The following is a 22,781-nucleotide window of genomic DNA, read 5'->3' as shown; positions in this document are numbered from 1 at the left end:
TGTCTCTCGGTGGGTTCTGTCAGCGCCGGGTGGGCGCGAGGGTGATGGTGCGCGTGGGGGTCACCACGCCGGTGACCGGCTGGTCGTGGACGTCGCTGGGCAGCTCGTCGAGCACCTCCGAGTCGTAGACCACGGCGTAGACCGGCGGGCACCGCTCCATCGAGCCGAGCGTCTTGTCGAAGAAGCCGCGTCCCCAGCCGAGTCGCATGCCGGACTCGTCGACGGCCGCGGCCGGGATGACGAGCAGGTCGACGTCGTTGACGGCGATCGGCCCGAGCAGCTCGCCCACCGGCTCGGGCAGCCCGTACATGCCCTCGGCGATGTCGCCCTCGGGGGTGGCCACCGCCCAGTCCAGCAGGCCGTCGGCACGGGTCACCGGGAGGAGCACGCGGATGCCGCGGGCGACGGCATCCGTCACGAAGGACCTCGTCCCGGGCTCGGCCGTGGTGGACAGGAAGCAGGAGATCGACCGCGCGCCGTGCTCGGCGACGAGGGCGTCGAGCTGCGCGTGGATGCCGGCCTCGGCCGCTTCGCGGGCCTGGTCGGACAGCAGCTGCCGGCGCTCGCGCAGCTCGGCGCGCAGTGCGCGTTTCGCGTCGGCGATCGCGTCGGACATGACGTCGATTCTACGTGGCGCGAATCGTAACGGGTCCGCACGCCGGGCGGGGCCGTGTCGGACGCCCCTCTAGACTCAGGTCATGCCCCATACTCCGATCAAGGCCGTCATCCCGGCCGCCGGTCTCGGCACCCGCTTCCTCCCCGCAACCAAGGCGATGCCCAAGGAGATGCTCCCCGTCGTCGACAAGCCGGCGATCCAGTACGTCGTGGAAGAGGCCGCGCAGGCCGGGATCGACGACATCCTCGTGATCATCGGGCGCAACAAGAACGCCATCTCCAACCACTTCGACTCGGTGCCCGAGCTCGAGGAGAAGCTGAAGGACAAGGGCGACGTCGATCGCCTGCACCGTGTGCTGGAGTCGAGCGACCTCGCCGACATCCACTTCGTGCGGCAGGGCGAGCCGAAGGGGCTCGGGCACGCGGTGCTGCGTGCGAAGGCGCACGTCGGCGACGCGTCGTTCGCGGTCATGCTGGGCGACGACCTCATCGACGAGCGCGACGAGCTGCTGACCACGATGATCGCCGAGCACGAGCGCACCGGGGCGGCGATCATCGCCCTCATGGAGGTCGACCCGTCGCAGATCCACCTGTACGGCGTCGCCTCGGTCGAGTCGACCAACGGCGACGGCGTGGTCAAGGTCAACGGCCTGGTCGAGAAGCCCAAGGCCGAGGACGCCCCGTCGAACCTCGCGGTGATCGGCCGCTACGTGCTCTCGCCGAACGTGTTCGAGATCCTCGAGCGCACCGAGCCCGGCAAGGGCGGCGAGATCCAGCTGACCGACGCGCTGCAGGAGCTCGCGGCCGACCCCGACGGACCCGGTGTGTACGGCGTCGTCTTCCGTGGCCGCCGGTACGACACCGGCGATAGGGTGGACTACATCAAGGCCATCGTGCAGCTCGCGGCCGATCGTGACGATCTCGGCCCGGCGCTGCGTCCCTGGTTCAAGGAGTTCGCGGCGGGCCTCTGACGCCGCCCGTACGAGGGGGTCACGTGGATCTGACGGCTCCCCGCAGCCACGGATCGGTGGCGATCCGGCTGGTCCGCCAGCGCGACGCGCGCGTGCTGCAGAACGAGCTGCTGTCGAACCGCGGCTGGCTGCGCCCGTGGGAGGCGACGAGCCCCGACGGGCCGGTGTCGTTCGACATGCGGATGGGTGTGCGCCGGCTGCTGCAGCAGTATCGCGACGGCGCCGGGGTGCCGTTCGTGATGGAGTACGCGGGCGACATCGCCGGCCAGCTGAACGTGTGGGGCATCGCGCGCGGCTCGCTGGCCTCCGCCACGATCGGCTACTGGGTGAGCGAGCGCTTCGCCGGACGCGGGATCACCCCGACCGCCGTCGCGCTGGCCACCGACATCTGCTTCTCCGAGCTGCGGCTGCATCGCATGGAGATCTGCATCCGGCCCGAGAACCAGGCCAGCCTGCGGGTCGTCGAGAAGCTCGGCTTCCGCTACGAGGGGCTGCGACGGCGGTACATCCACATCGACGGCGACTGGCGGGACCACTACGCGTTCGCCCTCGTGCGCGAGGAGGTCCCCGAGGGCGTGCTGCAGCGGTGGGTGTCGGGCCACGCCCCGCAGGACGCCGCGACGATCCCGCCCGCCGACCGCCTGCACGCCTGAGCGCTCCCCGGCGCCCGCCGGGTGCGCGTCCCGGCGGATCCCGAGGCTGACCCGGCGAAAACCGGCTTGCGTGACACGCGACCGGATGCCGCGGTCATCGGCATCCAGTCCCTTAGCGTGGGGTCTATGGATGGGCAGGTGCTGGGCGGGGGCGTCATCGTCCTCGTCGCCGCCGCCCTCTGGCTGATCTACCTGCTGCCGACGTGGCACAGCCGTCGCCAGTACGACGCCGCCGAGCGCAACGCCGTGCGCCTGAGCCAGGCGCTGCGCGTGCTCGCCGAGACGAGTGAGACTCCGGAAGAGGTGCGGCTCGAGCTCAACGCGCGCACCGCCGCCGCGCAGCAGCGGCTGGCCAGGCGGGCGCTCGCAGAACGCGAGCAGGCCGCCCTCGAGGGCGCCCGTGTCGAGCTGGAGCGCGCCCGCGCCGAGCGCGAGGCCGCCGAGGTGGCCGCCCGGCTCGATCGGGAGCGCACCCGTGCCGAGCGGGTCGCCGCCGAAGCCGCCGCCCGCGTCAGCCTGGAACGCGCCCGCGCCGAGCGCGAGGCCGCCGAGGCGGCCGCCCGTGCCGAGATCGCCGCGGCGCGCGCGCTTCCCGACGCGCGTCGTGCCCGCGCACGGCGCCGCTTCCGGCTCGTCGCGACGCTCGCCGGCCTCGCCGGCATCGCGCTGGCGGGGTGGGGAGTGTTCGAGACCCTCACCGCGGGAGCGCAGGCGCTGCTGTGGACCGGGGTCGGCATGGCCGCGGCATCCGTCCTCACGCTTCAGCGTCTGGCACGTGTGGCCTCACGCGCCGTGTCGAGGTCGGCGGATGCCGCCCCCCGACGCGCCGCCGAACTCCAGGACGTCGAGCTGGAGCGCGCAGAGCGCGCCTGGGAGCCGCGCGACCTTCCCCGGCCCCTCACGGCGTCGGCGGGTTCGCGGGCGGCCGCCGTGCTGGACGCGGAGGCCGCGCGTGCGGCGCTGCGGCAGGCGGCGCTGGAGCAGGCGATGCTCGCGCGTTCCGAGGCGCCGCAGCCCGCGCCGATCGAGGCGGCCCGCACCGCGCGGAGCGCCTCGGAGGGCAGCGTGTACGGCCGGATGGGGTACGTCGACGACGCCGAGATCGAGGCCCACGTCCGGCAGCTGCTGACCCGCCGCGCAGCCGGCCAGTAGACCCCTCGGCGGCGCCCTCGGGATTCGGAGCGGGTGGGCAACCGTGATAGTGTTTCTGAGGTTCAAGGGCCTGTGGCGCAGTTGGTAGCGCGCTTCGTTCGCAATGAAGAGGTCAGGGGTTCGAATCCCCTCAGGTCCACCGAGAAAGACCCCCGCACAGCCGGGGGTCTTGTCGTTTCCGGTGCCCCTCGCGCGCGAGCGGTCAGTCCGGCGGCGCCGGATACCGCTCCCCGCTGCCCCAGCCGACCTCCCACCCGGTGCGGTCGTCGAAGTAGTCGGCGAACGACACGGGAAGCCGGTGCTCGGGCTCGACGCGGGCGAGGAGTCCTTCGAACCACTCGGCGTACCGAGGGGCGTCCGCGCCGGCCGAGAGACCGGGCAGGGCCCGCAGGATGAGGTCGGCGACATCGCCGGCATCCGTCGTGGCGTCGACCACCCCGTCCGCGAAGTCCGCTCCGGCCGCGGAGGTGTAGCGGACGGAGGACGCCGGGTCGGCGGCATCCGTCAGCACCACCCGCCAGTGCATGCCCGACGGTGCGACGCCCGGGTGCACCCGCAGGCTGTGGAAGCCCCGCCGGTGCAGCTCGCGGACGCCCTGGAGGATCCGCACCGAGCCGGCCATGGCGAGCGCCGATGCGATCTCCTGGTGCGTGCCCGCGTCGTGCGCGACGAGCGACACCCGCTCGACTCCGGACGACGACGCGGCGATGGTGTCGATCGCCGCCGTGATGGCCTCGCGCCGGGGCCAGGCGTACACGCCGGCGCTGATGAGCGGGAAGGCGACGTGGCGCGCGTCCAGCTCGTCGGCGATCTCGAGCGCCCTGCGATAGCAGGATTCCAGCAGCGCGCGGTCGCGCTGTCCGGCACCGTAGTTCGGCCCCACGGTGTGCACCACCCAGCGGGCGGGCAGCGCGCCGCCGCGGGTCCACCCCGCGTCGCCGGTGGCCAGGCCGTAGGGGAAACGCTCGATGCACTCCCGCAGGATCTCCGGTCCGCCGGCACGGTGGATCGCGCCGTCCACGCCGCCACCGCCGCGCATGGCGTTGTTCGCGGCGTTGACGATCGCGTCGGCGTCCTGGGTGGTGATGTCGCCGTGCACCGCGACGAGCTTCGTCATGCTCCCATCATGCGCGCCGCCGGGCTCGCGCGTCCCCGGATCAGGAGATCGGTCGGACGCGCACCCGTCAGGCGGGCGTCGCCTCGGCCGCAGCCCGGGCGGCCGCGGGGAGCGCCTCGACGATGCGCGACACGGCGGCGTCGTCGTGCGCGGCCGAGACGAACCACGCCTCGAACACCGATGGGGGCAGTGACACGCCCTGCTCCAGCATCGACCGGAAGAACGGCGGGTAGCGGAACGTCTCCTGCGCCTTGACGGTGTCGTAGTCCGTCGGCGGGGTCTCGGCGAACTGGATCGAGAAGAGGCTGCCCGCGCGCTGCACGACGTGCGTGACGCCCGCGTCCGAGAGTGCGGATGCCGCGGCCTCCGCGATCGTCGCCGCGGCGGCGTCGATCCGCGTATACGCGGCCGCGTCGAGGTGGTCCAGCGTCGTGCGTCCCGCCGCGACGGCGAGCGGATTGCCGCTCAGCGTGCCCGCCTGGTACACCGGCCCGAGCGGGGCGAGGAGCTCCATCAGCGCGGCCGGGCCGCCCAGCGCGGCGAGCGGGAGGCCGCCGCCGACCACCTTGCCGAACGTGATGAGGTCGGGGGAGAACGGCACCGGGTCGATGCCGTACCACCCGGCCGGGCCGACGCGGAAGCCGGTCAGCACCTCGTCGAGGATCAGCAGTGCTCCGTGCGCGTGCGCGATGTCGGCGAGGGCGGCGTTGAACCCGTGGGCCGGCGGCACGATGCCCATGTTGGCGGGCGCCGCCTCGACGATCACGGCGGCGATGTCGTCACCGCGGGCGTCGAACACCTCGCGCACGGCGTCGAGGTCGTTGTAGGGGATGACGAGCGTCTGCGCGGCGATGGCGGCGGGGACCCCCGCCGATCCGGGCAGCGCGAGCGTCGCGACACCCGATCCCGCGTCGGCCAGCAGGCCGTCGGAGTGCCCGTGGTAGTGGCCGGCGAACTTGACGACGAGGTCGCGGTCGGTGGCGCCGCGCGCGAGGCGGATCGCGGTCATCGTCGCCTCGGTGCCGGTCGACACCAGCCGCACCCGCTCGACGGGGGCGGCGGCACCGTCCCGGCGCACCCGCGCCGCGATGAGCTCGGCCAGCTCGGTCTCGCCCGGCGTCGACGCGCCGAAGCCGAGGCCTCGGGCCGCGGCATCCTGCACCGCCTTCACGACGGCGGGGTGGGCGTGCCCGAGGATCGCCGGCCCCCACGAGCCGACGAGGTCGACGTACTCGCGACCCTCGACGTCGGTGACGTAGGGGCCCGACGCCGACACGAAGAAGCGCGGTGTCTCATGCACCGAGCCGAACGCGCGCACGGGCGAGTTCACGCCGCCGGGCATCGCGCCGCGGGCGCGGGCGAACTCCTGCTGATTCGTCGTCATCGGATCCACTCCGCAAGCTCCAGGGCCCAGTAGGTCAGCACGGCGTCGGCGCCGGCGCGGCGGATGCCGATCACCGACTCCTCGATGGCGCGGCGGCGGTCGATCCAGCCGTGCGCGGCGGCCGCCTCGATCATGGCGTACTCGCCCGACACCTGGTACGCCCAGACCGGCACCGGGCTCGCGGCCGCGGCGTCGGCCAGCACGTCGAGGTAGCTCATCGCGGGCTTCACCATGACGATGTCGGCGCCCTCGGCGATGTCGAGATCGAGCTCGCGGGCACCCTCGCGGCGGTTGGCGGGGTCCTGCTGGTAGGTGCGCCGATCGCCCTCGAGCGAGGACTGCACGGCCTCGCGGAACGGGCCGTAGAACGCCGAGGCGTACTTCGCCGCGTACGCGAGGATCGGGGTGTTCCCGTAACCGGCGTCGTCGAGCGCGTCGCGCACCGCGGCGACCTGGCCGTCCATCATGCCCGACAGGCCCAGCAGCTGCGACCCGGCCTCGGCCTGGGCCACACCCATCTCGCGGTATCGCTCGAGGGTCGCGTCGTTGTCGACGTAGCCGTGGGCGTCGAGCACGCCGCAGTGGCCGTGGTCGGTGAACTCGTCGAGGCAGAGATCGGTCTGCACGACGAGCGCGTCGCCCGCCTCGGCGACCGCGATGCGCGTCGCGACGTTCAGGATGCCGTCGGGATCGGTCGCGCCGGAGCCCACCGCGTCCTTGTGCTCGGGCACGCCGAACAGCATGATGCCGCCGATGCCGGCGGCCGCGGCATCCGCCACCGCCTGCCTCAGGCTCTCGGTCGTATGCTGCACGACGCCGGGCATGGACGAGATGGGGACCGGTTCGCCGGCGCCCTCGCGCACGAACATCGGGAGGACCAGCTCGGCCGGGTGCAGCCGCGTCTCGGCGACGAGGCGACGCATCGCCGGGGTGGCGCGCAGGCGGCGGGGACGGTCGGCGGGTGCGTACGTCACGGGCGTTCTCCCGTCAGGCCGGCCGCGCCGGCATCGAGCAGCTCACGGGCGACGGATGCCGCGACCTCGCGCGGCGGATCGCCCTCGTCCTCGGGCCACGTGGTGGCGTGCGACGACGTGAGCCTCGTCGCACCGTCGAGGCTGTAGACGCTCGCCGACAGCAGCAGGAGTCCGGCGTCGACGACGGCGCGCGCTCCGACGGGCGCCGAGCAGCCGGCCTCGAGGAGGGCGAGCACCTCGCGCTCCGCCTCGACGGCGGCGCGGGTCTCGCGGTGGTCGAGGGCGTCGACGAGGTGCTCCTGGCCGCGGCGCACCTCGATCGCGAGGGCCCCCTGGCCGGGCGCGGTGGGCCACGCGTCGGCGTCGAGGTACTCGGTCACGACGTCGGTGCGGCCGACGCGACGGAGCCCGGCGGCGGCGAGGATGACGGCATCCAGCTCTCCGCCGCTCACCTTCCCGAGGCGCGTGTCGACGTTGCCGCGGATGTCGACGACCTCCACATCGGGGCGGCGCGCCCGCAGCTGCGCCATGCGGCGGGGCGAGCCCGTCCCGATGCGCGCGCCGGCGGGAAGCCGCTCGAGCGTGAGCCCGTCGCGGGCGCACAGCGCGTCCCGCGGGTCCTCGCGGACGGGGATCGCGGCGACGACGAGCTCGTCGTGCGGTGCGGTGGGGAGGTCCTTGAGCGAGTGAACGATGACGTCGCACTGGCCGGCGAGGAGCGCGTCACGGAGCGCGCCGGTGAACAGGCCCGTCCCGCCCGCGCGTGACAGCGGCTCGTTCGAGCGGTCGCCGTCGGTCGTGATCGTGACGAGCTCGGTCGTGACGCCGGTGGCGTCGGCAAGGTCGTCGGCGACCATGCCGGTCTGGGCGAGCGCCAGCGCACTGCCCCGCGTGCCGATGCGGAGCGTGGTCACGCCAGCACCTCGGCGATCTCGGCGAGGTCGATGCGGCGGCCGGTGTAGAACGGCACCTCTTCGCGCACGTGGCGTCGCGCCTCCGTCTGGCGGAGGTCCCGCATCAGGTCGACCAGCGCGACCAGCTCCGGCGCCTCGAGCGCGAGGATCCACTCGTAGTCGCCGAGTGCGAAGGAGGCGACGGTGTTGCTCAGCACGGAGCGGTGCGCGGCGCCCTTGCGGCCGTGGTCGGCGAGCATCTGCCGCCGCTCCTCGTCGGGCAGGATGTACCAGTCGTACGAGCGCACGAACGGGTAGACGGTCAGCCAGGCCTCCGGATCTTTGTCGCGCATGAAGGCGGGCAGGTGGCTGGCGGTGAACTCGGCGTCGCGGTGCACGCCCATGGCGTTCCAGACCGGCAGCAGCGACCCGAGCGGCTCGGCGCGGCGCAGTGTCCGCAGCGCGGACTGCAGCGCCTCGGGTGCGATCCCGATGCCGGTGAGCCAGATCATGATGTCGGCGTCGGCGCGCAGCCCCGAGACGTCGTAGAACCCGCGGACGACGACTCCGGATGCCTCGACCTCGGCCACCGCGGCCGTCAGATCGCCGGCCGGCGCGGGCCGGGAGGGGTCCCGGCGGAAGACCGCCCACAGGGTGTAGCCGAGGGTTTCAGAGGGGGTGGTCGCCGGGACATCGGTCATACCCTCTATCCTTCCACTCCTCGCGGGGAGCGTTTCCGGTGGCGCCGTCCGAGGCTCAGCGGGCGAGCAGCTCGGCGGCGGTGCGCTCGGCGTGGGCGATGAGGCCCGCCAGGCCCGACCCGGCGACCGTCTCGCCGACGACCGTGAGCCCGGCGGGCGGGGTCGCCGCCGCAGGCCGCACCCACGAGACGTGTGCGGTGCCGACGACGACCGGCAGCGGCACGCCGAGGAGCGTCTCGGCGTCGGCGCGCGCGGCGGCGACGGGATCGGCCGGGGTCGCGTCGTACGACAGGCGCAGCACGTGGCGGCCGGCGGCCGCCTCGCGCAGCCACTCCCATTTGGCCGTGGCGTGGGTCAGGGCGCGTGCGCCCACCGGTGCCCCCGCCGCGACGAGCAGTCCGGTGCCGCGGGGCGCGGCATCCAATCGGTCCTGCTCCACGACGAGCGTCACGAGATCGATGCGTCGACCGGGGGCGGCGGGCGCCGCGAGGCGGGGCGCGGCGACGACCACGGTGCCGCCCAGCGTCGCGAGATCGCCGACGGGCGTGGAGAGACGGATGTCGCCGCCGTGGCGGGCGACATCCTCGGCGAGGGCCGGCACGACGCGGTTGATGCCCCCGCGGATGCCCGCCACCGCCGCACCCGGCGCTGCGGTGGCGCGGAGCCGCGCGACGGCGCCCCCGAGCGATCCGGCGCTGGTGAGGGCCTCGGGCAGCCCGGGATGCGCGCGGGCGACGGGCAGCTCGTCGGGATGCTGCGAGTGGACGCCGTGCACGACGGGCGCCACGAGGAGATCGAGCACGTCGTCGCCGAACCGCTCGCGGACAAGGGCCCCGAGTGTCGACGGCACTGCTGCTCCCCACGGGCGGGCATCGAGCTCGACCGCGCGCTCTGCGGCGGGGCGGCCGACCACCCGCACCACGTCGTCGGCGAGCGGGTCGGACGGGATGCCGAGGAGCGCGGTCACCGGCAGCGGCACGGCTTCGCCGACCACGGGCTGCAGCCACGCCGGCCAGGGGGCGGGGGCGACGATGTCGTCGGCCAGGCCCAACTCCGCGAGCAGGGCCGCGACGACCCCGCCGCGGACGGCGAAGCTCTCGGCGCCGGCATCCAGCGCGATGCCGGCCACGTCGTGCCTCGCCACGGTTCCGCCGAGGCGATCGGATGCCTCGAACAGGGTCACCGCCGCGCCCGAGGCCGCGAGCCGGCGGGCGACGACCAGACCCGCGACGCCGCCTCCGACGACCGAGAAGTCAGTCATGCGCGTGGACGAACTCCACGATGCGTGTGAGCACCGCCGGGTCGGTGTCCGGGGGCACGCCGTGCCCCAGGTTCACCACGTGGGCCCGCGCCGCCCGCCCGCGCTCGAGCACGTCGACGATGTGCGCCTCGAGCACCGGCCAGGGCGCGCGCAGGAGAGCGGGGTCGATGTTGCCCTGCACCGAGACGCCGGTCCCGAGCCGGCGGACCGCCTCGTCCAGCGGCAGGCGCCAGTCCACGCCGACCGCATCGACGCCGACGTCGCGCATCGCGGCGAGGAGCTCGCCGGTGCCGACACCGAAGTGCACCAGGGGCACGCCCAGGTCGCGCGCGGCGTCCAGCGCGCGGACGGAGAACGGCGCGACGTGCTGCGTGTAGTCGGCGAGGCTCAGTGAGCCCGCCCACGAGTCGAACAGCTGCCCGGCCGAAGCGCCCGCCTCGATCTGGGCCGCGAGGAACGCGCCGGTGATCTCGGCGCACCAGCCGAGCAGCGCGGCCCAGGTCTCGGGATCCGAGTGCATGAGCGCGCGCGTCCTGAGCTGCTCCTTCGAGGGGCCGCCCTCGACGAGGTACGACGCCAGCGTGTAAGGGGCTCCGGCGAAGCCGATGAGCGGCGTCGTGCCGAGCTCGGCGACGGTGAGGGCCACGGCCTCACGGATCGGAGCGAGCGCTGCGGGGTCCAGCGGCGGGAGGTTCGCGACATCCGCAGCCGTCCGCACCGGGTTCTCCAGCACAGGACCGCGGCCAGCGACGATGCGCACGTCGACGCCCGACAGGCGCACGGGGATCACGATGTCGCTGAAGAAGATCCCGGCGTCGACACCGTGCCGCCGCACGGGCTGCAGCGTGATCTCGCTGGCGAGCTCCGGGTTCAGGCACGCGTCGAGCATGTCGGTGCCCACCCGCAGCTCGCGGTACTCGGGCAGTGATCGGCCCGCCTGCCGCATGAACCACACCGGGGTCGGGGTCGGCCGCTCGCCGCGATACGCGCGTATCAGCGGCGGGGGATCGTTTCTCTGAAGGACGGAAGGGTGAGAGTCATGCAACAGCACACGTTAAGATTAGGCTCGTGCTCCTCTGTCTGACCGCGAACCATCGGAACGCGAGCCTCGACGTCCTGGAGCGTCTGTCCGTGGGTGCGCCCACGGCGACCCGGGCGCTCGTGGAGGACGAGTTCTTCGTGTCGGGCGCCGTCGTGCTCGCGACGTGCAACCGGTTCGAGGCGTACCTCGACATCGACGAGCCCCTCACCGGCGGTGAGGCCGTCGCGGTCGAGTCCGTGGTCGAGGCCATGGCCGAGGCATCCGGCGTCTCCGCGGATCTGCTGCGCGCGTCGGTCGCCGTGCATTCCGGGGCGGATGCCGCCGCCCACCTCTTCGCCGTCACCAGCGGCCTCGAATCGGTCGTCGTCGGCGAGGACGAGATCTCCGGGCAGGTGCGCCGCGCCCTCGATGCCGCGCGGGCCGACGGACTCACCAGCGGTGAGCTCGAGCGTCTCTTCCAGAAGGCCACGCACACCAGCCGCGGCGTGCGCAACCGCACGCAGCTGCGCGGCGCGCACCGGTCCCTCGTGCGCCTGGCGCTCGAGCTCGCGTCGAGCCGCGTCGCCGACTGGGGCACCGCCCGCGTCGTGCTCGTCGGCACCGGCCGCTACGCCGCGCGCACCGTCGACGCGCTCCGCGCCCGCGGTGCCGGCGACATCCACGTCTTCTCGCCCTCGGGCCGCGCGGAGGCGTTCGCCGCGCAGCGCGGTCTCATCCCGGTGACGGACTTCGCCGCGGCGGCGGCGCAGGCCGACGTCGTCATCACCTGCACCGCCGACGCGGTCGTGCACGCCGACGCGTTCGTCCCAGGGCACCGGGTGCTCGTGATCGACCTGGGCCTGCCTCGCAACGTCGACCCGGCCGTCGGCGCCGTCCAGGCCGTCGAGCTGCTCGACCTCGAGACCATCCGCCTCCACGCTCCGCTGGAGCAGTTCAACGCGCACGCCGACGCCCGCGCCATCGTCGGCGACGCGGCGACGGAGTTCCACGCCGACCGCGAGGCCGGACCCGCGATCACCGCACTCCGCCGCGACGTGCTGAAGATCGTCGACGACGAGATCGCCCGCGCCCGCTCGCGCGGCGCCGGCGACGACGTCGAGGCGGCGCTGCGCCACCTCGCCGGCGTGCTGCTGCACCGTCCGTCGGTGCGCATCAAGGAGCTCGCCGTCGAAGGGCGCATCGACGACGCGCGCGCCGCGCTCGAGCTGCTGCACGGCCTCTCGGCCGACGCCCCGGCACCCGTCGCCGACGACGACGGCCTCTGGGCCACGGCCTGAGCCGACGCCCGGCAGAGGGTGCGGACTCAGGCTGCTCGCGAACCGGGCCCACCGGTGCTCGCGCGTGCGGGAGCACCGGTGGGGGCCGTGAGCCCGGTCGGGGGACCGGTCAGCGCCCGCAGGGCGTAGAGGATCGTCGCCAGGTCGACGACCTCCTGGATGAGCGCGCCCACGACGGCCGGGATCACACCCGTGGTCGCGACCAGCATCAGCCCGATGCTCAGTGCGATGCCGATCCAGATGGCGACGTAGGCGACGCGCAGGGTGTGCCGGCCGATCGATATCGCTTCGGCCACGCCCAGCAGCGAGTCCTTCAGCACGACAGCGTCGGCCGCCTCACCAGCGGCGGTGGCGCCCTTGGCTCCCATCGCGATGCCGATGTCGGAGGCGGCCAGGACCGGGGCGTCGTTCACCCCGTCGCCCACCATGAGCACCGGCCGCGGCCGCATCTCGGCGGCGAGGTGCACCTTCTCGCGGGGGAGGAGCTCGGCGTTGACGTCGGTGATGCCGACGGCGCGGGCGACGGCATCCGCTGTCGTCTTCGTGTCTCCCGTGAGCATGACGATGCGCTCCATGCCCTGCGCCCGCAGCCACGCCACGACGGCGGCCGATTCCGGGCGCGGGTCGTCGGCGAGCACCAGCGTCCCCGCGAACCGCCCGTCCACGGCCACGTACGCCGCGGCCTCACCGGTGTCGACGTCGCGGCGGACGGTGTCCGGCGCCAACGAGGCCACGTACGCGGGTTTTCCGACGACCACCGTGCGGCCGTCGATCACGGCCGTCACGCCGTTCGTGGCGACCTCCTGCGCGTCGGCGGCGGGGCGAAGCGCGATGCCGCGGTCCGCGGCCGCGCGCCGGATGCCGGCGGCCAGCACGTGACTGGAGTACTGCTCGGCGGAGGCGGCGAGCGCGAGGAGCTCGTCCTCGTCGAACCCGTCGGCGGCATCGACAGCGACGAGGTCCGGACGCCCTTCGGTGAGGGTGCCCGTCTTGTCGAACGCGGCGGACCGCGCCCGCGCCAGCTGCTCGATGACGCCGCCGCCCTTCACCACGACACCCGCCTTCGCCGCGCGCGAGAGACCGCCGAGGAACGCGACCGGCGCCGCGATGAGCAGCGGGCACGGCGTCGCCAGCACCAGCACCTCGGCGAACCGCGTGGGATCGCCCGAGACCGCCCATGCGGTGCCGGCGATCACCAGTGACACGGCGGTGAACGGGACGGCGAAGCGGTCGGCGAGCCGCACCGTCGGCGCGCGCTCGTCCTGCGCCTGCTTCACGAGCTCCACGATCTGCTGGTACTGGCTGTCGGCGCTGCGCCGCAGCGCGCGGACGTGCACGGCGTGCGAGCCGTTGACCGACCCCGACAGCACCTCGTCGCCGGCGGCACGGTGGACGGGCAGGCTCTCGCCGGTGAGCGACGACTCGTCGAACGAGGCCTCGCCGGAGAGCAGCGTGCCGTCGACCGGGACGATCTCGGAGGGGCGGATCAGGAGGATGTCGCCGATGCGCACGTCGTCGGCATCCGTGTCCTGCGCCTCGTCGCTGCCCGACCCCGGATGGACCAGCACGTGCGCGATCCGGGGGGAGCGGTCCAGGAGAGCGGTGAGCTCCCGCCTCGCGCGACGGCCGGCATAGTCCTCCAGCGCCTCGCCGCCCGAGAGCATCAGGACGATCACGAGCGAGGCGACGTACTCTCCGACGGCGAGCGTCGCGATCATCGCGACGACGGCGAGGATGTCGAGCCCGACGTGGCCGCGGAGCACGTCGCGGATCATGCCGAGGAGCGTCCAGGCGATGACGCCGCCCACGTACACGATCGCCAGCCACTTCGCCGCGTCGGTGCTGCCGGCCGCGCCGAGCGACAGCACGGCGATCAGCACCGCCAGCGTGAGCCACACCAGCGGGTAGCGCGCGAGCCGGCGCAGGAGTCTCATGGCACCCACTCTGGCATCGACGCGCGCCCCGCCGCCGCCCCGGCTTTCAGCCCGCCAGCTCGTGCAGCAGGAACGCGGCGAGGAAGCCGATCGTCGCCCACAGGCCGGTGAGCGCGTGCTGCTCGTCGAACGCCTCGGGAATCATGGTGTTGCACACCATCGCGAGCAGGCCTCCGGCGGCGATGGTGGTGATCAGTGCGATGAGGTTCGGTGTGGCGGATTGGAACGCGACGTAGCCGAGCACCGCCGCCACGACCGTGATGAGCGCGATGCCGCCCCACAGCAGGGCGACGAAGCGGCCGCTGCTGCCGCCTCGCTTGAGCGCTGCTGTGGAGCCCAGTCCCTCGGGGAAGTTGCTGATCGCGATCGCCGCGACGATCGGGATGCTGATTCCGCCCTGCAGCACCGACAGGCCCATGACGAGGGACTCGGGGATGCCGTCGATGAGGGCGCCGACCGCGATGACCAGCCCTGCACCGCCGGCGATGCGGGTCCCCGCACGTCGGGCGGCGATGTTCGCCGGGGTCCCGTCCCGCGTGGGCGTCGGGGCCTGCGCCGGTCTGCCCCGTCGCGACAGCAGCTGGTCGGCGACGATGTAGAGGACCGCGCCGCCCAGGAAGCCGACCGTCGTCGGGAGGAGGCCGCCGTCCTCGGCGGCCTCCTCGACGAGCTCGAAGGCGAGCGTCGAGATCAGCACGCCCGCGCCGACCGCCATGATGCCCGCGACGACCCGCTGCGGGATGTCGACGTACCAGGCGACCGTCGCACCGACCAGGAGCGTGCCGCCGCCGATCAGGCCGCTCAGCGCCGCGAGCCACAGCCCTTCCATGGCGCCAAACCTAGCCGTGGCGGCCGTCCGCGGCGGCGGGACGCGCGGACGGGTCGGCCCCCGGGATCAGTGCGCGAGCACGGGCTGGCGCCCGCCGGATGCCAGGCGCTCGGCGGCGAGCCCCTCCGCGGCCTCGAGTGGCGTCACCCCCCGTGCCTCGGCCTCGTCGAAGATGCGCCGCACCGTGTCGCCGATGCGGGCGACACGGTCCATGATCTCGGCGCGCGTGCCGAGCTTCTTCGCCTCGAGGTCGAGGTAGATGACGCCGCCGGCGTTGACGACGAAGTCGGGTGCGTACAGGATGCCGCGGGCGGCGAGCCGGTCGGCGCCGCTGTGGTCGGCGAGCGGGTTGTTCGCCGGCCCGCACACGGCCTTCGCATCGAGGGCGTCGATGACCTCGTCGGTGAGGAGGCCGCCGATCCCGGCCGGCACGAAGACGTCCGCGGGGATGAGGTGCTCCTCGCCGGGCAGCGCCCAGCGGGCGTCGATCTCGGCGGCGAGGTCGCGCTTGGCAGGGTTGACGTCCGTCACGGTGAGGTGCGCGCCCTCGGCGGACAGCCGCACGGCGAGGCGGCTGCCGACCTGACCGAGTCCGGAGATGGTGATGCGGCGCCCTGAGACGTCGGCCGAGCCGGCGATGCGCTCGAGTGTCGCGCGGATGGACTCGTACACGCCGAGGCTCGTGGGGCCGGCCGGCTCGCCTGAGCCGCCGACGGCGTCGGGGAGGCCGACGACGTGCTCGGTGCGCTCGCTCACGACCAGCATGTCGTCGGTCGTCGAGCCCACGTCCTCCGCCGTGCGGTACAGGCCGTGCAGCGACTCCACCGCGTCGCCGAGATCGAGGAACGCCGCGCGCCTGCGATCGGCGTCGAGCGTGAGGCCGGGGGGCAGCGCGATGACGGACTTGCCGCCGCCGGCGTCGAGGCCGGCCGCGGCGTTCTTGAGCGTCATGGCCGCCGACAGCCGCAGTGCGTCGCCGAGCGCGTCGCTCCAGTGCGGGTACGACCACAGCCGCGCGCCGCCCAGCGCGGAGCCGAGCACCGAGGAGTGCAGCGCCACGGCGATGAACAGGCCGCTTCGCCGGCCGGTGATCACCTCCACCCGTTCGTGCGTGAAGTCAGGCAGGGGCAGGGAGGGCAGAGAGTGCGTCATCGCGATACTTCCTTCGGCGGGCCTCGTGGGCAGTGCGCTGCGGATGCCGCGGCGTTGCGGCATCCGTTCTCATTGCACACCGATCCTGCGGATTGTTCAACCGTCTCGGCGGCGATTGCGCACAATGCCCGGTGCGCGCGGGGCTTTTCGCGCAGTGGGGCGCAGAGTGCGCGGCCGCGGTGCCCCTTGCGCGTGCGCGTTCGCCCTAGGCTGATGCGGTGACCATCCCCGACTCCCTTCCCGCCCGCAGTCGGCTCGTGCACGACGCGCTGCGCGCGGCCGGCATCGCCGGTGACATCGTGGTGCTTCCGGATGCCGCGTCCACCGCGGCCCTCGCCGCGGCGGCTCTCGGTGTCGAGGTCGGCGCGATCGCCAACAGCCTGGTCTTCTGGAGCGACGACGAGCCGCTCCTGGTCATGACGAGCGGTGCGCACCGTGTCGACACGACGCTGCTGGCCGAGCGCCTGGGTCGCGGGAGGATCCGGCGCGCCACCCCGGAGCAGGTGCGCGAGGCGACCGGTCAGGCGATCGGCGGCGTCGCACCGACAGGGCACCCGGCACCGCTCGCCACCGTCGTCGACGAGGACCTTGCGGGTTATCCCGAGATCTGGGCGGCGGGCGGCACGCCGCACACCGTGTTCCCCCTCACCTTCGACGAGCTCGTGCGCCTCACCGGCGGCACGGTCGCCAAGGTCGACTGAGCAGCCGAACGCCGGGCACCCGCGCGCCGTCCCCTTGACGCGTCATCGCGCGAGGGGTAGAAGTTGACCGTCCGCGTCGCGCCGAGCGCCGGGGGACACCCGCCGCGACCCGGTCACCGCACACGCGTGACAAGGGGAAGCTCATGATCCGCACGCTCGCCGCGGCCGCCGCCGCAGCCCTCGTCCTCACCGGTCTCACGGTGAGCCCCGCCTTCGCCGGTCCCGAGCCGCCGCCGACGGACGACGCCCTCGCCGTCTACACCGGCTCGGTGGATGCCGACGGCCTGGCGGCGATCGTCGGCCTCGGCGTGGATCGGCACGAGGTCGTGACCACCGCGGGCGACGCACCCGGCGAGATGGGGGTGCAGGTCATCCTCAGCCCCGACCAGGCAGCGGCGCTCGCGGAGGAAGGGACGGCTCTCGAGCCGAAGCGGCCGACCGCAGGCCTGCGCTCCCTGGCCGCGGGGGACGGCGTGTTCCGCATGTACGGCGGCCCGGGGGGCTTGCTCGAGGAGCTCCAGGACGTCGCGGCGCAGCATCCGAAGATCGCGGACTTCCGGGTCATCGGCCAGTCCACGCAGGGGCAGGACATCGGTGCCGTGCGGATCACCAAGGCTGCCGGCAGCCGGAACGACGGCGCACGGCCGACGACGATCTATGTCGGGGCGCAGCACGCCCGCGAGTGGATCACCCCCGAGATGGTGCGGCGGCTGCTCGACCACATCGTCACCTCGTACGGGGAGGACCCGCGGATCACCGACCTCGTGGACACCACGGAGCTCTGGTTCGTGCCCGTGGCGAACCCCGACGGCTACGACTTCACCTTCGAGCCCGGCCGGCGCCTGTGGCGGAAGAACCTGAAAGACAACAACGGCGACGGCGCCATCACGCCCGGCGACGGCGTCGATCTCAACCGCAACTTCCCGACGCGCTGGGGCTACGACAACGAGGGGTCCTCGCCGTCACCGGGCTCCGAGACCTACCGCGGCCCGTCGCCGGCCTCCGAGCCCGAGACGCAGGCGCTCGACGGGCTCTTCGCCGAGCTCACGCCGGAGTTCCTCGTCAACTACCACTCGGCGGCGGAGCTGCTGCTCCACGGCATCGGCTGGCAGGTGGCCACGCCCTCTCCCGACGACGTCGTCTACGAGGCGATGGTCGGAGACGACGCCGACCCGGCGGTGCCCGGCTACGACCCCGACCTCTCGGCGGAGCTCTACACCACCAACGGCGACACCGACTCGCACGCGCAGGAGGCGTACGGCGTGCTCGGCTTCACACCGGAGATGGCCACGTGCGAGTCGGCCTCGGACTCGGTTCCCGACGACGAATGGGAGGCGGAGGACTGCGCGAGCGGGTTCCACTTCCCCGACGACGAGGAGCTCATCCAGGCCGAGTTCGAGAAGAACATCCCGTTCGCGCTGGCGGTCGCCGAGTCGGCGAAGGACCCGGACGACCCCGTCTCGGTGGTCGGACGCGACGCCGAGGACTTCCGCGTCGACACGTTCTCGGTCTCGTACGGCGACCCGCAGACGGTCGCGGTGTGGGCCAAGCGCGACCTCCGCAAGATGGAGATGAACTACCGGATCGACGGCGGGCCGGCGGTCTCGGTCCCGGTCGAGGAGTGGCGCGGCGGCGAGCGCTACGGCGACGAGAACACCGACTACTACGCGGAGTACCGCGGCAGCGTCACCGGCGCCGGGCCGGGCGACAGCGTGGAGGTGTGGTTCTCTGCCAGACCCGCGGCGGGCGACACCAGGGGTCGGGGTGCGAACGAGCGCGTGGAGAGCACGCACTTCACGTACGACGTGGTGCAGGACAGTTCCAGCGCGGTGCTGGTCATCGCCAACGAGGACTACTCCGGCGCCCGCAACGCCGGCGAGCCGCGACAGGAGGACGGGCCGAAGTACGCCGACGCACACGTGGCCGCGCTCGAGGCCAACGGCGTCGCCGCCGACGTGTGGGACGTCGACGTCGACGGCGTGCCGCACGACCTCGGCGTGCTCAGCCACTACGACGCCGTGCTGTGGTACCTCGGCGACAACCGGCTGACGCAGGACGAGGAGGACCTCCTCACCGAGACCTACCTGTTCGGCGAGGTCACCGACCTCTCGGTCGCCGAGCGCCAGCAGTACCTGACGATCGCGGTGCGGGACTTCCTCAACGAGGGCGGGAAGCTCGCGCTCGCCGGCGAGACGGTCGGGTACTACGGCCAGCTCGGCGCCGCGCTGGGCGGCATCTACTACGGCCTGGACGGTGCGCCGGATGAGGACTGCGTCGTGACGTCGGACTTCTTCGCCGACTGCCTGCTTCTGGCCGACGACTTCACGCAGTACTGGCTCGGCGCCTACGACCGCACGCCGGTCGCCGCCGACGGGATCACCGGCATCGCCGAACCGCTGACAGACCTGGAAGCCCTGTTCGGCGGACCGGCCGTCGCGGACAACCCGATCGACGAGGCGGGCCTGCTCACGGCGACGAGCGACGTGCTCCCCGTCGAGCAGTTCCCGCAGTTCGAGAGCTGGGCGGCGGCCGAGTACGTGGCGCCCTCGGGCCCGTTCATCCCGGTCGGAGGCGAGTGGGCGATGTTCGCGTCGCACATCGACGACGGCTATCAGCGGCTGGGGCGCACCTACACGGTGCCGTCGCTCGGAGCGGGCGAGACGGCGACCTTCGACGCGAAGATGTCGTACTCCACGGAGCTCGGCTACGACCACGTCATCGTCGAGGCCCGTGTCGTCGGCGGCGACCATTGGACCACGCTCGCGGACGAGAACGGCGCCACCTCGACGGAGGTGCCCGCCGAGTGCGAGGCGGGCTTCTTCCTGGCCATCCACCCGCAGCTGGCGGAGTACATCACGCAGGGCGACCCCTGCCTGCCGACCACCGCCACGGGGGAGTGGAACTCGTTCACGGGCAACTCGGGCGGGTGGATCCCGGTGTCGTTCGACCTCTCGGCGTATGCCGGCCAAGAGGTCGAGATCGTCGTCAGCTATGTCACCGACCCGTTCACCGGCGAGACCGGGCTGATGCTCGACGACACGGCCCTCGTGGTCGGCGGCGTCGCGACCGAGGTCGAGGGCTTCGAGACCGGCACCGGCGCATGGCAGGTGCTCGGGGCGCCGGAGTCGAGCCCGGGCAACGCGGCGGAGTTCTTCCGGTACGACGCCGAGGGACCGTTCCACAGTGCGACGGCGACGCCCGACACGCTCCTGTTCGGCTTCGGCCTGGAGCAGCTGGAGTCCGACCAGGCGCGAGAGGAGGTGGTGGCGAGGATCCTGGCGCACTTCGCCGGGTAGCCGGGCCGTGGGGCTCAGCCGCGGAGGACCTCGCGGCACGTGACCGCCGCGGCGGCCGACCACGCCTGCGGGCGACAGGCGGCCGGGTACGGCGTGGGCCGTGACGTGTCGACGGAGGCGTCACCGGCGTGCAGCTCGGGCACGCGATAGCCGAACCCCTCGGCCGCGGCCAAGAGACCGTCGACCACCCGGCGGGCGGGCTCCCGGAGTCCTGCGCGGGCCATGCCGTGCGCGCAGATGGCGCTGTCGTGGGTCCAGACGCTGCCGCCGTGGTACGACAGCGGCCAATAGCCGGCCGCCCCGGTCGACATGGTGCGGATGCCGAAGCCGCTGGCCATCGAGGGCGACACGAGCAGCTCCGCGACGTGCTCCTCCTCCTGGGGGTCGAGCAGTCCCGTCCCGAGGAGGTGCCCGATGTTGCTCGTCAGCGTGTCGACGGGGCGCTTCTCGCGGTCCAGCGCGATCGCGGGATAGCGCCCCTCCGGCGTCTCCACCCAGAACGCGGCGGCGAACCGCTCGCGCAGCCGCGCCGCCCATGCGCGCAGCTCGTCCGGCGCCGGCACGTCGGGCGAGGCATCCCGCCCCTCATCGCCGAAGGCGTCGAGGAGATCGGCGCCCGACATCACCGCCTCGTACGCGTACGCCTGCACCTCGCAGAGCGCGATCGGGCCCTCCGCGAGGCGGCCGTCGCGCCACTGGATCGAGTCGCCGGAGTCCTTCCATCCCTGGTTGGCGAGCCCTCGGCCCGTGCGGTCGACGTAGTCGAGGAAGCCATCGCCGTCGCTGTCGCCGTGGTCGAGGATCCACCGGAGAGCCCGCACGAGCGCGGGGAGGAGGTCGCGGACCTCGGCGTCGGGCATCCCGGCGCGCCAGGCGTCGGCGAGCACGCACACCCACAGCGGCGTCGAGTCGACGCTCCCGTAGTACAGCGGCGGCAGCACGATGCCTTCGCCCGGCATCTCGAGCGTCGTCGCGCGAAGCTCGTGGAGGATCTTGCCCGGCTCCTGCGCCGTGTCGGGATCGTCCTTGCTCCCCTGCAGCCTCGCGAGGACGCGGAGAGTGGATGCCGCGATCCCCGCGTCGACGGGGAGCACGAGGCGGGCCGCCCACAGGGCGTCGCGTCCGAACAGCGTGAAGAACCAGGGGGCACCGGCGGCGAAGAAGTCGTCGTCGGGGTGCTCCGGGAGGCTCAGGCGCAGCGCGTCCAGGTCGCCGAGCGCCGTCTCGAGCCACCGTGCGAGCCGCGGCTCGCGGACGGCGACCTCGGCGGCGAGCTCGCCGGCGTCCCACGGTGCGGGCGAGGGCGCCTCGCGAACGACGAGCGCGTCGTCCTCCAGTTCGAGCGACCACGTCACCTCGGCACGACCGCCGGGCGGCACCTCCACCGGCCAGCTCGCGGCGACCTCACCGCCGTCGACGGCGACGGCTGCTCCCGGGGCGTGGACGGAGAGCCGCTGCCCGGCGGTCGAGGCCGCGGTGGCGGCATCAGTCGACGGGCTCCCGATGTCGGCGACGCGCGGGGCGGGGATGCCGGCCTTCACGTCGTGCAGCGGGGCGAAGTCCGGCGTGAGCCGGAGCGTGAGGGTCGTCCTCAGGGGCGTCGGGAGCCGGGACGCGACGGTGATCGTCTCGGTGACGCGACCGGATGAGACCCGGCGATCGCGGGCGATCCGCACCTTCGGATCCGGGGTGGGATCGTCCAGGCCTCGGAGGAGCCCTCCGAACACGAGCCGGTCGGGCCCGTCCGGCGCGGCGGAGATCCACTCCACGGGCGAGTCCTCGCACGACAGGGAGAGCGCCCGCACGTGGCGCACGTCGCCGTGGTAGAGCCCGTGGATCGGCGCGACGCCCAGATCGCCGTGAGGACCCGACCACGTCTGCGTCGGGGCGCGGAATACGATCGTCGCGTCGTCGAGCAACGGCTGCAGGGGAGTAGGGGGCGTGGTGCCCGGGACGGGACTCATTCCTTGACGGCTCCTTGGCTGGCGTTCATGATCCTCCGCTGGAAGATGAAGAAGAGCACCGCGACCGGGATCGTCATGATCAGTGCGGCCGCCAGTTTGAGCGGATACTGCGTGCCCTGGCTCAGCTGGCCCGACGCGAGCCCGGCGACGCCCTTGGTGAGGGTCGTCAATTCGGGCGACTGCGTCGAGACGATGAAGTGCGACAGCTCGTTCCACGAGCCCTGGAACGACAGGATGACGATCGTGATCAGCGCGGGCCGGGCCATCGGGAGGACGACGGACCAGAAGATGCGGAAGGTGCCCGCCCCGTCGATACGCGCCTGCTCCTCGACCGACACCGGGATCGACTCGAAGAAGTTCTTCATGATGAACACGCCCGCGGCGTCGACGAGCAGCGGCAGGATCATGCCCGCGTACGAGTCGTAGATACCCAGCTGGTTGATGACGAGGAACCGGGGGATCAGCAGCACGACGCTCGGAACGGCCATGACGGCGATGACGGCCGCGAACACGATCCCCCGACCGCGGAAGTCGAGTCGGGCCAGGGCGTAGCCCGCGAGCGAGACGAAGAACACCCGCAGGATCGTGACGGTGATGGTCACGATCGCCGAATTGCCGAACCACACCGGGAAGTCGCTGCGCAGGAAGAGACGCTCGTACGCCGCGGTCGACCAGACCTGGGGGATGAGCGACACGGGGTTGGCGGCCGCCTCGGCGTCCGTCTTGAACGACGTCGACAGCTGCACCAGGAACGGATAGATGTAGACGAGCGCGATGGCGATGAGCACGGCGTACAGCAGGATCTGCCAACCCACGCCGGAGGTGCGACGTCGCTGCGGGGTTCGTGGTCGGGGCATTGCGGGCG

Annotated in this window: 19 protein-coding genes and 1 tRNA gene; 7 read left to right on the top strand and 13 right to left on the bottom strand. The window is 73.1% G+C overall.

All coding sequences use genetic code 11. The annotated features are described in order from the left end of the window. Window positions 1-19 precede the first annotated feature (19 nt). A complete protein-coding gene (locus ACWGUG_RS13880) occupies window positions 20-616 on the bottom strand; it encodes a 5-formyltetrahydrofolate cyclo-ligase (RefSeq protein WP_378881709.1) in 597 nt (198 codons plus the stop codon). Between the two features lie 82 nt (window positions 617-698). Between ACWGUG_RS13880 and galU the strand changes: the two genes are divergently transcribed. The 4 genes from galU to ACWGUG_RS13860 all read left to right on the top strand — a co-directional run bounded on the left by galU (window position 699) and on the right by ACWGUG_RS13860 (window position 3,530). Then, the gene (galU, locus tag ACWGUG_RS13875) at window positions 699-1,586 is read left to right on the top strand and encodes a UTP--glucose-1-phosphate uridylyltransferase GalU (RefSeq protein WP_336396573.1); all 888 of its coding nucleotides are present in this window, start codon (window positions 699-701) and stop codon (window positions 1,584-1,586) included. A 23-nt stretch (window positions 1,587-1,609) separates the two neighbouring features. Then, complete coding sequence (locus tag ACWGUG_RS13870) at window positions 1,610-2,239, top strand: GNAT family N-acetyltransferase (RefSeq protein WP_336396572.1); 630 nt, start codon at window positions 1,610-1,612, stop codon at window positions 2,237-2,239. A 126-nt stretch (window positions 2,240-2,365) separates the two neighbouring features. After that, window positions 2,366-3,391 (top strand): coiled-coil domain-containing protein, encoded by a 1,026-nt coding sequence (locus ACWGUG_RS13865; protein ID WP_336396571.1) that lies wholly within the window; start codon window positions 2,366-2,368, stop codon window positions 3,389-3,391. Between the two features lie 66 nt (window positions 3,392-3,457). Continuing rightward, a tRNA-Ala gene (locus tag ACWGUG_RS13860) sits at window positions 3,458-3,530 on the top strand. Between the two features lie 63 nt (window positions 3,531-3,593). On the opposite strand, the gene ACWGUG_RS13855 is transcribed toward ACWGUG_RS13860, so the two are convergent. The 7 genes from ACWGUG_RS13855 to hemE form a co-directional block, all read right to left on the bottom strand. Beyond that, a complete protein-coding gene (locus ACWGUG_RS13855) occupies window positions 3,594-4,508 on the bottom strand; it encodes a macro domain-containing protein (RefSeq protein WP_452325020.1) in 915 nt (304 codons plus the stop codon). 67 nt (window positions 4,509-4,575) lie between these two features. Continuing rightward, window positions 4,576-5,892 (bottom strand): glutamate-1-semialdehyde 2,1-aminomutase, encoded by a 1,317-nt coding sequence (hemL, locus tag ACWGUG_RS13850; RefSeq protein ID WP_452325019.1) that lies wholly within the window; start codon window positions 5,890-5,892, stop codon window positions 4,576-4,578. Beyond that, window positions 5,889-6,866, bottom strand: a complete 978-nt coding sequence (hemB, locus tag ACWGUG_RS13845; protein ID WP_452325018.1) for a porphobilinogen synthase — start codon at window positions 6,864-6,866, stop codon at window positions 5,889-5,891. The genes hemL and hemB overlap by 4 nt, the downstream gene beginning before the upstream one ends. Next, complete coding sequence (gene hemC, locus ACWGUG_RS13840; RefSeq protein WP_452325017.1) at window positions 6,863-7,780, bottom strand: hydroxymethylbilane synthase; 918 nt, start codon at window positions 7,778-7,780, stop codon at window positions 6,863-6,865. The genes hemB and hemC overlap by 4 nt, the downstream gene beginning before the upstream one ends. Then, window positions 7,777-8,460, bottom strand: a complete 684-nt coding sequence (hemQ, locus tag ACWGUG_RS13835; protein ID WP_378881694.1) for a hydrogen peroxide-dependent heme synthase — start codon at window positions 8,458-8,460, stop codon at window positions 7,777-7,779. The genes hemC and hemQ overlap by 4 nt, the downstream gene beginning before the upstream one ends. Window positions 8,461-8,515: 55 nt before the next feature. Then, window positions 8,516-9,721 (bottom strand): protoporphyrinogen/coproporphyrinogen oxidase, encoded by a 1,206-nt coding sequence (locus ACWGUG_RS13830; protein ID WP_452325016.1) that lies wholly within the window; start codon window positions 9,719-9,721, stop codon window positions 8,516-8,518. Continuing rightward, window positions 9,714-10,772: a uroporphyrinogen decarboxylase gene (hemE, locus tag ACWGUG_RS13825; protein WP_452325015.1), complete on the bottom strand. Its 1,059-nt coding sequence runs from the start codon at window positions 10,770-10,772 to the stop codon at window positions 9,714-9,716. The genes ACWGUG_RS13830 and hemE overlap by 8 nt, the downstream gene beginning before the upstream one ends. Window positions 10,773-10,789: 17 nt before the next feature. Between hemE and ACWGUG_RS13820 the strand changes: the two genes are divergently transcribed. Continuing rightward, window positions 10,790-12,040 carry a glutamyl-tRNA reductase gene (locus ACWGUG_RS13820; RefSeq protein ID WP_452325014.1) on the top strand — a complete coding sequence of 417 codons (1,251 nt, stop codon included), beginning with the start codon at window positions 10,790-10,792 and terminating at the stop codon, window positions 12,038-12,040. 26 nt (window positions 12,041-12,066) lie between these two features. On the opposite strand, the gene ACWGUG_RS13815 is transcribed toward ACWGUG_RS13820, so the two are convergent. The 3 genes from ACWGUG_RS13815 to ACWGUG_RS13805 form a co-directional block, all read right to left on the bottom strand. Next, window positions 12,067-13,974 carry a heavy metal translocating P-type ATPase gene (locus tag ACWGUG_RS13815; RefSeq protein ID WP_452325013.1) on the bottom strand — a complete coding sequence of 636 codons (1,908 nt, stop codon included), beginning with the start codon at window positions 13,972-13,974 and terminating at the stop codon, window positions 12,067-12,069. A 46-nt stretch (window positions 13,975-14,020) separates the two neighbouring features. Next, window positions 14,021-14,803 carry a ZIP family metal transporter gene (locus ACWGUG_RS13810; protein ID WP_452325012.1) on the bottom strand — a complete coding sequence of 261 codons (783 nt, stop codon included), beginning with the start codon at window positions 14,801-14,803 and terminating at the stop codon, window positions 14,021-14,023. A 66-nt stretch (window positions 14,804-14,869) separates the two neighbouring features. Further along, the gene (locus ACWGUG_RS13805; protein WP_452325011.1) at window positions 14,870-15,955 is read right to left on the bottom strand and encodes a Glu/Leu/Phe/Val dehydrogenase dimerization domain-containing protein; all 1,086 of its coding nucleotides are present in this window, start codon (window positions 15,953-15,955) and stop codon (window positions 14,870-14,872) included. 224 nt (window positions 15,956-16,179) lie between these two features. On the opposite strand from ACWGUG_RS13805, the gene ACWGUG_RS13800 reads away from it, so the two are divergent. Then, window positions 16,180-16,656: a YbaK/EbsC family protein gene (locus ACWGUG_RS13800; RefSeq protein ID WP_336396769.1), complete on the top strand. Its 477-nt coding sequence runs from the start codon at window positions 16,180-16,182 to the stop codon at window positions 16,654-16,656. A gap of 143 nt (window positions 16,657-16,799) precedes the next feature. Continuing rightward, window positions 16,800-19,952: a M14 family zinc carboxypeptidase gene (locus tag ACWGUG_RS13795; protein WP_452325010.1), complete on the top strand. Its 3,153-nt coding sequence runs from the start codon at window positions 16,800-16,802 to the stop codon at window positions 19,950-19,952. A 14-nt stretch (window positions 19,953-19,966) separates the two neighbouring features. Here the strand turns inward: ACWGUG_RS13795 and ACWGUG_RS13790 are convergent, their stop codons facing one another. Further along, window positions 19,967-21,916: a glycogen debranching N-terminal domain-containing protein gene (locus ACWGUG_RS13790; RefSeq protein ID WP_452325009.1), complete on the bottom strand. Its 1,950-nt coding sequence runs from the start codon at window positions 21,914-21,916 to the stop codon at window positions 19,967-19,969. Continuing rightward, window positions 21,913-22,773, bottom strand: coding sequence for a carbohydrate ABC transporter permease (locus ACWGUG_RS13785; protein ID WP_452325139.1), 861 nt, complete (start codon window positions 22,771-22,773; stop codon window positions 21,913-21,915). Before ACWGUG_RS13785 ends, ACWGUG_RS13790 begins: the two co-directional genes overlap by 4 nt. Window positions 22,774-22,781: the final 8 nt, after the last annotated feature.

It is taken from the genome of Microbacterium sp. NPDC055455, assembly GCF_053619935.1.
Note: the sequence above shows the minus strand (reverse complement) of the source record. Positions and strands in the feature narration are given on the sequence as shown.